This window comes from Thermobifida fusca YX, from assembly GCF_000012405.1.
Taxonomy (GTDB): Bacteria; Actinomycetota; Actinomycetes; order Streptosporangiales; family Streptosporangiaceae; genus Thermobifida; species Thermobifida fusca.
The window spans coordinates 2,139,419-2,151,620 of sequence record NC_007333.1 but is presented as its reverse complement, the minus strand read 5'-3'; the positions used below and the strand labels follow the sequence as shown (position 1 = coordinate 2,151,620).

The window sequence follows — 12,202 nt, the reverse complement described above, 5'->3', positions numbered from 1 at the left end:
CTCCGCGCACCACCCCGAAAATACCAGACTGACTGGACGGTATGTTCCTGGAGTCCCGTGGTCTCTCCGGTAAGAGCGCTCAGGGTATATTCCTGTTGCCCAGTGAGATACCGGCCAGTCGGTCAATTGGTAGAGGAGTGGCGATGAGTGTGGAGAACCCGCCTGGGCTGGACTTGCAGCGGCTGCACGCCTACCTCGACGAGGTGCGGCCCGGTCTGGTCACCGGTCCGTTGACCGGGGAACTCATCGAAGGGGGACGCTCCAACCTCACCTACTCCGTCACCGACGGCACCACACGGTGGGTTGTGCGCCGCCCCCCGCTCGGCCACGTCCTGCCCACCGCGCACGACATGGCCCGCGAATACCGGGTCATCTCTGCGCTCGCCGACACCGACGTTCCCGTCCCCGCTGTAGTCGCGCTCTGCGAAGACACCTCCGTCATCGGCGCCCGCTTCTACATCATGGAGTTCGTGCCGGGCACCCCGCTCCGCCGGGCAGACCAGCTCGCCAGCAGAGGTCCGCACCGCACCCGCGACATCGCGCTGCGGCTGATCGACACCCTCGCCGCCCTGCACTCGGTGGACCCCGCGGCCGTCGGACTCGCCGACTTCGGCCGCCCGCACGGTTTCCTCGAACGCCAGGTCCGCCGCTGGGGCAAACAACTCGACGCCTCCCGCAGCCGCGACCTGCCCGGCATCGACGAGCTGCGTGCCCGCCTCGCCGACACCGTGCCGGAGTCGGGGGCAGCCGCCATCGTGCACGGCGACTACCGGCTGGACAACGTGCTCGTCGACACCGACGACCGGATCACCGCCGTCCTGGACTGGGAGATGTCCACCCTCGGCGACCCGCTCACCGACCTCGGGCTCATGCTCGTCTACTTCAGCGACGAGATCCTCGCCACCCCCGGGCCCAGCGACGTGCACCGGGCCCCCGGCTTCCCCACCACCGACGAGCTCATCGCCCGCTACGCGGAACGCTCCGGCCGCGACATCTCCCGGCTCGACTGGTACACCGGCCTAGCGTTCTTCAAACTCGCCGTCATCCTGGAAGGCATCCACTACCGCTACGTCCAAGGCAAGACCGTCGGCAGCAACTTCGAATACATCGGCCAGGTCGTGCCAGTCCTCGTCGAAGGCGGCCTCGCCCGTCTCTCCGCCTGAGGCCCGCCGCGCAGCAGGCCCCGGGCAGCCGCGGCACGACTCCTCGGCTGCACCCCGCCCAACCCGGTCCGCCGCGCACCGGGTTGGGGCTACCCGGCGGTAGGTGGATACTCTGCTGTGCGTTCCACACACGTCTGTTGTTTCTGCCTGGCAGGGTTTCGGAGGTGCCGTCATGTCTCGCTCGGTTCTGGTCACCGGTGGCAGCCGCGGAATCGGTCTGGCCATCGCCAGGGAGCTCAAGGAAGCGGGCGACGACGTCGCGGTGACCTACCGCACCGGGCAGCCCCCGGAAGGACTGTTCGGGGTCCAATGCGACATCACCGACAGCGCCCAGGTGGACGCCGCTTTCAAGCAGGTGGAGGAGGCCCACGGCCCGGTCGAGGTCCTGGTCGCCAACGCGGGCATCAACAAGGACCAGTTGCTGGCCCTCATGAGCGAAGAAGACTTCAACGCGGTGCTCGACACCAACCTGACCGGCGCGTTCCGGGTGGCCAAGCGCGCAGTGCGCGGCATGATGCGTAAACGCAGTGGCCGCATCATCCTCATCTCCTCCGTGGTCGGCCTGGCCGGGTCGCCGGGACAGGCGAACTACGCCGCATCCAAGGCCGGGCTCGTGGGCTTCGCCCGCTCGCTCGCCCGGGAACTCGGGTCCCGCAACATCACCGTCAACGTGGTCGCCCCCGGCTACATCGAGACCGACATGACCGCGGCGCTGCCCGAGAAACGCCAGGAGGAGATCAAGAAGAACGTGCCGCTGGGCCGGTACGGCACCACCGCCGACGTGGCGAAAGCCGTGCGGTTCCTCGCCAGCGAGGACGCCGGCTACATCACGGGTGCGGTCATCCCCGTCGACGGCGGCCTCGGCATGGGCCACTGACTCTGTCCACACCAGCCACCCGTCAAGGAACGAGACAACGCATGGGAATTCTCGAAGGCAAACGCATCCTGGTCACAGGCGTCCTGACCGACTCCTCCATCGCCTTCCACGTGGCACGGCTGTGCCAGGAGCAGGGGGCCACCGTGGTCCTCACGGGATACGGTCGGCTCACTCTCGTGGAGCGGATCGCTAAGCGGCTGCCCGAACCCCCGCCGGTTCTCGAACTGGACGTCACCAACGACGAGCACCTCGACACCCTCGCCGACCGGGTCGCCGAGCACGTCGACGGGCTCGACGGCATCGTCCACTCCATCGGCTACACCCCGCAGGAGGCGCTCGGCGGCAACTTCCTCAACACCCGCTGGGAGCACGTCGCTACCGCGCTCCACACGTCCACGTTCTCCCTCAAATCCCTCACAACCGCGCTGCTGCCGCTGATGAAGAACGGCGGCTCGGTGGTGGCGCTGGACTTCGACAACAGCGTCTCCTACCCCATCTACGACTGGATGGGCGTGGCCAAGGCCGGACTGGCCTCCACCGCCCGCTACCTTGCCCGCTACCTCGGTGAGCAGAAGATCCGGGTCAACCTGGTCTCGGCCGGGCCGCTGAACACCATGGCAGCCCGCAGCATCCCCGGCTTCGAGGAGCTGGCCGCGGAATGGCCGAAGCGCGCCCCGCTGGGCTGGGACATCACCGACCCGGAACCCGCGGCCCGCGCGGTCGTGGCCCTGCTGTCGGACTGGTTCCCCGCCACAACCGGGGAGATCGTGCACGTCGACGGAGGATTCCACTCCACCGGCGCATGATCCGGTGAACGGTCGGCTCCCGGGTAGTCGCGTCCCGGGAGCCGACGTACGGGCACGGACGAGAGGAGACGGGCATGGAGCTGGGACTGCGTGGTGCCGCGGTGCTGGTCACCGGAGCAAGCCGGGGGATCGGCCGGGCGATCGCCCAAGTCTTCGCTGAAGAAGGCGCCAACCTGGCGATCTGCGCCCGCACCCGGGCACCGCTGGAAGTCGCGGCACGACAGTTGCGCGAGACCGGCGCGATCGTCATGGCCCGGGAAGTGGACGTCGCCGACGCCCCGGCGCTGCGCGCGTTCGTCGACGAGGCAGCAGCCGAACTCGGCGGCCTCGACGTGGTCGTCTCCAACGTCTCCGGCGGCGGCGCCGTGGGATGGGAAGGAGCCCTGCGCACCGACATCCTGCCGTTCACGGTCCTCACCGACCAAGCACAAGAACACCTCGCCTCCTCCCAACGCGGCGGCGCAGTCATCCTCATCTCCAGCACTTCTGCGCTGCACGTCACCGCACCGTCCGGTCCCAAGCCCTACGGCGCGGTCAAAGCAGCCCTCAACCACCACGCCACCGCCTTGGCCCGGGCGCTGGCACCCCGGGGCGTGCGGGTCAACATCGTCTCTCCCGGCCCCATCGAGTTCGAAGGCGGCAGCTGGGCCCGGCGGCGGGACACCGACCCCGACTACTACGCGAGTGTGCGGGCCCGCATCCCGTTCGGTCGGCTCGGCCGCCCCGAGGAAGTCGCCCGGGCGGTCGCGTTCCTCGCCAGCCCGGCCGCGAGCTTCATCACCGGCGCCAACCTGGTGGTCGACGGCGGTTTCCTGGACCGCCTCTAAACCGGCCAGCGGCCTGCACCGGTTCAACTCCAGACGCCCGAAGCGTCCTCAAGCGCCCGGAAGTCCCCACAGCCTCACCCCTCGCGGAGGAGCCGCACCAGCCGGGTTGCCCGGGAGACGTCAGGAACACCGCGCACCGCCTTCGCAAGCGCGTCCCCGGCCGCGTTGACGATCGACACGTGCCGTTCCCCCAAAGCCAGCGCGGTGCGCACCGCTGGACGCGACAGCGCCGCATCCGGGGTGAACACCACGACCACGGCAGGCCACGTGCCACCCAGTGCGGCCGCCAGCGGCACCACCCACCCCGGGCGCAGATGGGCCGCCTGGGTCACCGTGACCGTGGAGCCGTCAGCCAGCTCGACGATGCTGCTGGCCCCGCTCTGCCCGCGCAGCACACCCGTGTCCCCGGGCGCATATCCGTGGCCGCGGCCCGCCAACAGCACCCGGTCGCCCACATCCAGGCCCCCCACCAGACCCGGACCAGGGTTGAACCGGGCCTTGCACACCGCGTTGAGCTCGGCAGCACCGGCCGGACCGTCGGGAGCCGCCGTGACCACCTGCACCTGGGCGAGGTCTACACCGAACGTGCGGGGAATGGAATCCGTCACCAGCTGCAGGGTGCGGTGCACGGCCTCCTCCGCCGACCCGGTCGGCACGACCACCACCTCGTGCCCGGGAGCATCCACCCGCTCCGGCAGCCGACCCGCGCCGACCTCAGCGGCCAGCGCCGCCTGCGCCGTCGGCCGGGCATCGTCCGGCAGGGCAGCCACCGCCACAGTCCGCGAAGCGATCAGATCGGCCACCACCTGCCCGGGCCCCGCCGAAGGCAGCTGTGCGGGATCAGCCAGAAGCACCAAGTGCGCGTGCCCGGGGCAGGCCGCAGCCAGAGCCGCGAACGTCTCCGTGTCCAGTGCCGTGGCCCGGTCGACCACGACCAGGCCGCACTCGGCAAGAGCGTGATCGTCCAAGGCCGCGGCCACCGTGCGCGCCCGTATCCCTTCCTCGGCCAACACCCGGTTGAGAGCGGCCGCCCCGCTCGCCTGGGGGGTAAGCAGTGCCATCCCTGTCTGGCTCTCCACGGCGATCGCCGCGGCATAGCGGATCGTCGCCAGCCGCGCCTCCTGCGCCGCAGGCCCGGCCACCACCACAGTGACGCCGCGCAACGCCACCGTGACTAGGGCGGCCACCAGCTCGGGTGCGGGGTCGTGGCCTGCCTTCTCCGCCGCCGCTTGCACGGTCTCCGCCGCGGTCGCCGAGTCCATGATCGGCTCGCTCGCGGTCAACCGGACCAGCTCCCGGGCCAGCCGCTGTTCGGCTTCCCCCAGGGACGCCAACGCGAGGAACCGGTCGGGGGCGGGAGGCTCCGGCAGGTCACCGTCGAACTCGCTGTCGTCCCCCTCCTCCGGCATGTCCTCGATGAGTCGCACCCGGTCGTCCTCAGCGGCCGCCTGCCCTGCCGCGTCCGGCGCCGTCACCCCCAGGCTGCGCAGCGCCCGCGCGACCCGGGCGTACTCGACCGCGGTATGCCCTTCCCGGGCAGCGCGCCGCACCAGGCGGACCACGAGGGCACGCACCCGCCGCGGATCGTCGGGACGGGCCGCGGCGCCGAGCAGCGTGCGCGCACAGAAATCCGCTTGGCGAGGGGTGACCGACGAGAGTTCCAGCAACTGCCACGGGTCAGCGGTGAGCCGCGCGGCAGCGTCCGGGCCGAGCACGGCCACCAGCGGGGCCGCCAGCCGGTCAGGCGCCCCCATGCGGGTGAGCGCCTCACGCGTCCGCGCAACAGCATCGTCCAGGACAGCAGGGGAGGGATCGACCACGGTAGGGAACCTCACAGGCTCAGACCGGACACGGGCGGAAAGCCACCCCCGTGAGCTTAGTGGGGCGCGCGCTCCGCTTCACGGCGCCGCAACCAAAGCCGCGGCCCGCGGTCACACCGCGGCAGCCGACGCGTCAGCGAGCGCCTCGCTGATCTCCCGGGGCAGCACCACGTTCTCCGCGGCCAGGATCTCCGACAACTGGGCGACCGTGCGCGGCCCCACGCACGCCGCAGCCACCCCCGGCTGGCTGAGCACCCAACGCAACGCCACCCCCAACGGGGGCACGCCCAGTCCTTGCGCGGCCGTGTACACCGACTCCACGATACGGCGGCCCTGCTCATCCAAGTAGGGTTCCACAAACGACGCCATGTGCGCGCTCGCGCCCCGCGAATCGCGGGGCACCCCGGTACGGTACTTGCCGGTCAACACACCGCGCCCCAGCGGCGACCATGCGAGAATTCCCACTCCGCAGGCTCTGGCGGCCGGCAGCAGCTCCCGCTCGCATTCCCGGTTCAGCAGCGAATACTCGGTGCCCACCGCCACGATCGGGGAACTGCCTGACGCCAGCGTCGCCTGCTGCCAGGTGGCGTAGCGCGCCAACTGCCAGCCTGTCACCTGCCCCACCCCCACATAGCGCGCCTTCCCGGACGCCACCGCGGAGTCCACCGCTGCGAGAGTTTCCTCCAGCGGCGTGGTGGGGTCGTACACATGGAGCTGCCATAAGTCCACGTAATCGGTCTGCAACCGCCGCAGGGACGCTTCCAAAGCGGCCAGCAGATGCCGCCGCGAAGTGTTGCTGGGACGCCGACGATCCAGACAGTGCCCCGCTTTGGTCGCTATGATCACGTCGTCCCGACGAACCACGGTGGGCAGCAACCGTCCGAGGATGCGTTCTCCCTGCCCGCCTTGGTAGATGTCGGCGGTGTCGATGAGTGTGCCGCCCGCGTCCACAAACGTCGCGAGCAGGTCGGCCGCCTCACCCTCCTCGGTATCCTCGCCCCAGGTCATCGTGCCTAGGGCGATGGTGGAGACCCACAGGCCCGATCTGCCCAGATGTCGCTGTTCCATGGCGCGGAGAGTACCGTCTCACGACAGTCGAGCGATACCGCTCTTCCACACGTGGACGCCCGGTGCGCGCTAAGCTTCCCGGGTCTTTCCGCACTGCGCGGTGCGGTCCTCATCACGCCCCCCATCATGTCGCCCTTCTGTGACCAGGAGCCGAATCCGCCGTGTCCATCATCGAGGCCATCATCCTTGGGCTGGTCCAAGGATTAACCGAGTTCCTGCCGATCTCCTCCAGCGGCCACCTGCGTATCGTCGCGGCCTTCTCCGGCTGGCCAGACCCCGGCGCGGCGTTCACCGCGGTCAGCCAGATCGGCACCGAGCTCGCCGTGCTGATCTACTTCCGCAAAGACGTGGGGAACATCCTGGCGACGTGGTTCCGTTCCCTGGGCAACAAGGAGCTGCGCCGACACATCGATGCGCGCATGGGCTGGTACGTCATCATCGGCAGCATCCCCATCGGGGTGGCGGGCCTGCTGTTCGAAGAGCAGATCAGCGCGCCCTTCCGGGACCTGCGGCTGACCGCGCTCACCCTGATCGTCTTCGGCGTCCTGCTGGGGATGGTGGACCGCTACTCCCGCAAGCACCGGGAACTGACCGACCTCAACGCCCAGCGCGGCCTCATCTACGGGCTGTTCCAGATGCTCGCGCTGATCCCCGGCGTCTCCCGGTCCGGTGCCACTGTCACCGGTGGCATGCTCATGGGTTTCAAACGGGAAGCCGCCGCCCGCTACGCCTTCCTGCTCGCCATGCCCGCCGTGTTCGCGTCCGGGCTCTACAAGCTCAAGGACATCGGCGGCAACGAGTACGCGGGCGTGGGCGCCACGATCGTCGGCACCCTGGTGGCGTTCGCTGTCGGCTACGCGGTGATCGCCTGGTTCATGCGGTTCATCTCCACCAACAGCTTCATGCCGTTCGTCTACTACCGGATCGCCTTGGGCATCCTCATCCTCGCCCTGGTCAGCTTCGGCGTGCTGACCCCCGAATCCGGAGCGGAGTTCGAAGGCAGCGCGGCTTCGGTGACCGCAGCCGAAGCGACTCACTAGGGTACGGGGCATGGCGAACTCATCCAGGACCGCGGCCGTGACCCTCCTGCTGGTGCGGCACGGTCTGACCGCGGCCACCGGGAAGACACTGGCAGGATGGACGCCCGGCATCCACTTGGACGAGCGGGGCCGGGCCCAGGCAGCGGCGCTCGCGCAGCGGCTGGCGTCCCTCCGCGTGGACGCCATTGTCAGCAGCCCGCTGGAACGCTGCGTGGAAACCGCACAAGCGGTCGCCGACACGGTCGGCGTGCCCGTCACCGTGGACGAGCGGTTCGGAGAGTGTCGCTACGGAGAGTGGACCGGACGCCCCCTCACCGAGCTTGCCAAGGACGACCTGTGGCCGGTCGTCCAGGCCTACCCCAGTGCCGCGCGCTTCCCCGGAGGAGAAAGCCTCGCCGAGACCGCGCACCGCGCGGTCTCGGCCGTGCACGACTACAACACGCGGCTGCTCGCCCAGCACGACACGCCCGTCTACCTGGTGTGCAGCCACGGGGATGTGATCAAAGCGATTCTGGCTGACGCGCTCGGCCTGCACCTCGACCAGTTCCAGCGCATCCAGATCGACCCGTGCTCGCTGAGCGCGGTCCGCTACACCAGGCTGCGCCCGTTCGTGCTCCGGATCAACGACGTGGGAGGCGGCACGGCAGGGCTGCGGCCCCCTGAGGACGCCACGGGGGACGCCGTCGTCGGTGGCGGGGCAGGAGAAGCCTGATAGAAAAGGAAGAGTCAAGCCCACCAAGCACAAACCCAGACCCATCCACGGAGTCCCCGTCGATGCCCCTATACCAGTACGACTCCCCGGACCGGTTCGTCGTCGGCACCGTCGGTCCGCCCGGGGAACGCACCTTCTTTCTCCAAGCGGTGGAAGGCGGTCGTATCACCAGCGTCGTCTTGGAAAAAGCACAGGTGGCTGCGCTGGCGGAACGCGTTGGGGAACTCCTGGAGGAGGTGCGCCGGCGGTTCGGGGACGCACCCGACCTGCACGAGGTTGCGGAAAGCGACAACGACCCGCTGCAACGCCCCATCGAGGAAGAGTTCCGGGTCGGCACCCTGGCCCTCGCCTGGGACGCGCAGACCCGCCGGGTCATCGTGGAAGCCCAGCAGCTCCGTGGACCCGACGAAAGCGGGGAATCCCCCCGAGTACAAGCGTTCGCCGACGACGTGCCCTACGATGTTCTGCGCGTCCACCTCACCCCCGCGGAAGCCCGGGCTTTTGCGGAGCGTGCGCGGCGCGTGGTCGCAGCGGGCCGCCCCAACTGCCCCTTGTGCGGCAACCCCCTCGACCCCGGCGGGCACATCTGCCCGCGCCAGAATGGCTACCGTCCCGTGCACATCATGTAGCTGGTTGTCCCCTCGAAACGGAGTTCCATGACCGCGGCACCGCACGGCCGCCCCACCGACGACGAGGACCTCACTCTGCTGCGCTACGGGCGTCTCACCGTGCTGGGCAGGCTTACCGGAGCCTCCAACACCACCCTGTACTGCGAGGTGACCGACGGTAGCCGGACAGCGGCGTGCGTGTACAAACCGGTGGCGGGGGAGCGGCCGCTGTGGGACTTCCCGGACGGCACACTCGCTGGACGCGAGGTCTCCGCGCACGCGGTGTCCCAAGCATTGGGCTGGAACCTCGTCCCGCCCACCGTCTACCGGGAGGACGCCCCGCACGGCCCCGGCATGGTGCAGTTGTGGATCGCTGCGGACACCAGCGTGGACCTGGTCGCGCTCGCCCGGGACAGCACCAACCCCCAACTGCGGCTGATGGCGGTCTTCGACGCGGTCATCAACAACTCTGACCGGAAGATCGGCCACCTGCTGCCCACCCCGAACGGCCACCTCTACGGCTGTGATCACGGAGTGTCGTTCTCCGCGGAGTACAAGCTGCGCACCGTGCTGTGGCAGTGGGCGGGTCAGCCGCTGCCCGAACCGGCCGTGGTACGGCTTGACGCGCTTCGGGCGATGCTCCAGGACCCGGGCAGCGACGTGGCCCGTGTCCTCGCTCGCCACCTGACCCCGCAGGAACGGTATGCGACACTGCGCCGCGTCGAAGTGCTCTGCGAGCACCGCATCCACCCCTACCCTCCCGAGGACTGGCCTGCGCTGCCCTGGCCGCCGATCTGATCCCGACCGCACGCTCAGGAATCCCGGGTGTCCCGTTCCCGGGAGAGCCACCGGGCGTCCACGACGCGGATCACGGTGATGATCGCGGCCGCTACCCCCGCCACCGCCAACGCGGTGCCCACCGCAGCGGGGTCGCTCATATCCAACGCGAAGAACGCCTGCCCCACGGGGGTGAGCAGCGCTGCCAGCAGCAGCCCCACCATGGCAGCGACCAGCACCGCCTTCCACCACACATAAGGGCGGGCCACGAGCAGCAGCACCCACAGCGTGGTGGCACACAGCGTGATCAGTACCGCCGTACGGTCGGCCAGCGTGGGAGTGTCCGCCCCGTCCAACACCAGGAAGTAGGTGGTCATCGCGGCGAGTCCACTGACGAGCCCTGCGGGCACGGCCAGCCGCAGCGTTCGCGCCACAAACCCCGGCCGGGCCCGCTCCGTGGTGGGCGCCAGCGCGAGGAAGAACGAGGGGATTCCGAACGTGACGGCGTTGATGAGCGTGGCGTGGCGGGGGAAGAACGGGTAGGCGACCGCCAGCAGGCTCACCACGGTCGCCATCGTCATCGAATACACGGTTTTGGTGAGGAACAGGTTGGCGACCCGTTCAATGTTCCCGATCACCCGCCGCCCTTCCGCGACCACGTGCGGCAGGGTCGCAAACCGGTCGTCCAGCAGCACGATCTGCGCGACCGACCGAGCCGCGGGACTCCCCGACCCCATGGCCACCCCGATGTCGGCTTCTTTGAGCGCGAGCACGTCGTTGACCCCGTCCCCGGTCATGGCCACGGTGTGGCCATGCTGCTGGAGCGCCGCCACCATGGACCGCTTCTGCTCCGGGGACACCCGGCCGAACACGGTCGCTTTCTCCACCTTCTCCGCGAAATCTGCGTCCTGCGGGGCGAGGTCGCGGGCGTCCACCGGCTGGTCTGCGCCGGGCAACCCCAGAGTGTGGGCGACCGCGGCCACGGAGGCCGCGTTGTCCCCGGAGACCACTTTGACCGCCACATCCTGGCGGGCGAAGTAGTCGAGGGTCGGCGCCGAGTCGGGCCGCACCCGCTGCTCGAGCACGACCAGGGCCATCGGGGTCACCTGGTGAGGGCCGTCTACGGCTGCGTCGGCCCGTCCCAGCAGCAGCACTCGCAGGCCCTGCGCCGCCGTCCGGGCAGCGGCCGCCACCGCTGGCGAGTCGGCGTCCGCCAGCACTTCAGGCGCACCCAGCACCCAATGCTGCTTCCCTTGCGGCGTCGTGAAACTCGCCCCGCTCCACCGGCGTGCCGAGGAGAACGGCCGTACCGCGGCCACCGGCCAGTCCGGGGGCGTGCCGCAGGAGTCGCGGATCGCGGCCATGCTCGGATTGGGGTGCGGGTCGGCCGCGGCAAGCGCGGCGAGCACCTCGGTCAACGCGTCCGCGTCCGCGGCAGCGTCCAACGGCCGTACTTCCGCCAGCCGCATCCCCGCCTCGGTGAGCGTGCCGGTCTTGTCGGTGCAGACGACGTCCACCCGGGCCAGCCCTTCGATCGCGGGCAGCTCCTGCACCAGGCAGCGCCGCCGTCCCAGCCGGATCACCCCCACCGCGAAAGCGATGCTGATCAGCAGCACCAGCCCTTCCGGGACCATCGACACCAGCGCGGCCACCGTGCCGCGCAACGCATCCGCGAACGGCCCGGAAATAGTGCCGCCCGCCGAGACTTCCGCGGTGACGTGCGCATCCAAGAACAACTGGCTGTACAGCAGCAGACCGCCGATAGGGAACAGCAGCCAGGTGATGAACCGCAGGATCCGGTCCACCCCGGAGCGGAGCTCCGAACGGACCAGGGAGAACCGGGACGCCTCCTCCGTGATCCGGGCCGCGTATGCGTCACGGCCCACCCGAGTGGCCCGGAACCGGCCGCTGCCCGCCACAACGAAACTGCCTGACAGGATCGGGTCGCCGGGCTGTTTGAGGACCGGGTCCGCTTCCCCGGTCAGCAGCGACTCGTCCACTTCCAGACCGGAGGCGGACACCACAACCCCGTCCACCACGGCCTGGTCCCCGGACCCCAGCTCGATCACATCGTCGAGCACCACCTCCTGGGGGCGCACCTCCACCGCTACCCCGTCGCGGACCACCCGCGGCCGGGCCGCATTGATGATCGCCAACGAGTCCAGGGTCTTTTTCGCGCGCAGCTCCTGGACGATGCCGACCAGGGTGTTGATCACGATGACGAGGGCAAACAGCCCGTCTTGGACCGGCCCGATGACCGCGATCACTCCGAACAGCACCGCCACCATCGCGTTGATCCGCGTGAAGACGTTGGCCCGGATGATCTGCCCGACGGTGCGGCTGGCCCGCACCGGAACATCGTTGCCTAGTCCGGCAGCCAGCCGCTGCGCGGCCTGCGCAGAGGTCAATCCGACGTCAGAAGCCTCCGGTAGCGCCGCCTGCCCGTCCTGCTGGACCATCGACCACCATCCCGTCCCATACTGGAAGAAAGCGTGCTGCGACAA

Annotated in this window: 11 protein-coding genes; 8 read left to right on the top strand and 3 right to left on the bottom strand. The window is 69.6% G+C overall.

Features of this window, described 5'->3' with window-relative positions; genetic code table 11:
- Positions 1 to 143 precede the first annotated feature (143 nt).
- The 4 genes from TFU_RS09080 to TFU_RS09065 all read left to right on the top strand — a co-directional run bounded on the left by TFU_RS09080 (position 144) and on the right by TFU_RS09065 (position 3,673).
- A complete protein-coding gene (locus TFU_RS09080; RefSeq protein WP_011292268.1) occupies positions 144 to 1,163 on the top strand; it encodes a phosphotransferase family protein in 1,020 nt (339 codons plus the stop codon).
- Between the two features lie 172 nt (positions 1,164 to 1,335).
- Entirely contained in the window at positions 1,336 to 2,040 is a 705-nt protein-coding gene (fabG, locus tag TFU_RS09075) for a 3-oxoacyl-[acyl-carrier-protein] reductase (protein WP_011292267.1), read from the top strand.
- 41 nt (positions 2,041 to 2,081) lie between these two features.
- Entirely contained in the window at positions 2,082 to 2,846 is a 765-nt protein-coding gene (fabI, locus tag TFU_RS09070; RefSeq protein WP_011292266.1) for an enoyl-ACP reductase FabI, read from the top strand.
- A gap of 74 nt (positions 2,847 to 2,920) precedes the next feature.
- On the top strand, positions 2,921 to 3,673 hold the full coding sequence (locus tag TFU_RS09065) for an SDR family NAD(P)-dependent oxidoreductase (RefSeq protein ID WP_011292265.1): 753 nt from the start codon (positions 2,921 to 2,923) through the stop codon (positions 3,671 to 3,673).
- A 74-nt stretch (positions 3,674 to 3,747) separates the two neighbouring features.
- Here TFU_RS09065 and TFU_RS09060 read toward each other — a convergent pair whose 3' ends face one another.
- Positions 3,748 to 5,493, bottom strand: coding sequence for an AAA family ATPase (locus TFU_RS09060; protein ID WP_011292264.1), 1,746 nt, complete (start codon positions 5,491 to 5,493; stop codon positions 3,748 to 3,750).
- A 111-nt stretch (positions 5,494 to 5,604) separates the two neighbouring features.
- Entirely contained in the window at positions 5,605 to 6,561 is a 957-nt protein-coding gene (locus tag TFU_RS09055) for an aldo/keto reductase (RefSeq protein WP_011292263.1), read from the bottom strand.
- 161 nt (positions 6,562 to 6,722) lie between these two features.
- On the opposite strand from TFU_RS09055, the gene TFU_RS09050 reads away from it, so the two are divergent.
- The 4 genes from TFU_RS09050 (at position 6,723) to TFU_RS09035 (ending at position 9,719) form a co-directional block, all read left to right on the top strand.
- Complete coding sequence (locus TFU_RS09050) at positions 6,723 to 7,601, top strand: undecaprenyl-diphosphate phosphatase (protein WP_011292262.1); 879 nt, start codon at positions 6,723 to 6,725, stop codon at positions 7,599 to 7,601.
- A gap of 10 nt (positions 7,602 to 7,611) precedes the next feature.
- Positions 7,612 to 8,313: a histidine phosphatase family protein gene (locus TFU_RS09045; RefSeq protein ID WP_011292261.1), complete on the top strand. Its 702-nt coding sequence runs from the start codon at positions 7,612 to 7,614 to the stop codon at positions 8,311 to 8,313.
- Positions 8,314 to 8,375: 62 nt separating this feature from the next.
- Positions 8,376 to 8,942: a DUF3090 domain-containing protein gene (locus TFU_RS09040; RefSeq protein WP_011292260.1), complete on the top strand. Its 567-nt coding sequence runs from the start codon at positions 8,376 to 8,378 to the stop codon at positions 8,940 to 8,942.
- Positions 8,943 to 8,969: 27 nt separating this feature from the next.
- The gene (locus TFU_RS09035) at positions 8,970 to 9,719 is read left to right on the top strand and encodes an SCO1664 family protein (RefSeq protein ID WP_011292259.1); all 750 of its coding nucleotides are present in this window, start codon (positions 8,970 to 8,972) and stop codon (positions 9,717 to 9,719) included.
- Between the two features lie 14 nt (positions 9,720 to 9,733).
- Here TFU_RS09035 and TFU_RS09030 read toward each other — a convergent pair whose 3' ends face one another.
- Entirely contained in the window at positions 9,734 to 12,157 is a 2,424-nt protein-coding gene (locus TFU_RS09030; RefSeq protein ID WP_011292258.1) for an HAD-IC family P-type ATPase, read from the bottom strand.
- Positions 12,158 to 12,202: the final 45 nt, after the last annotated feature.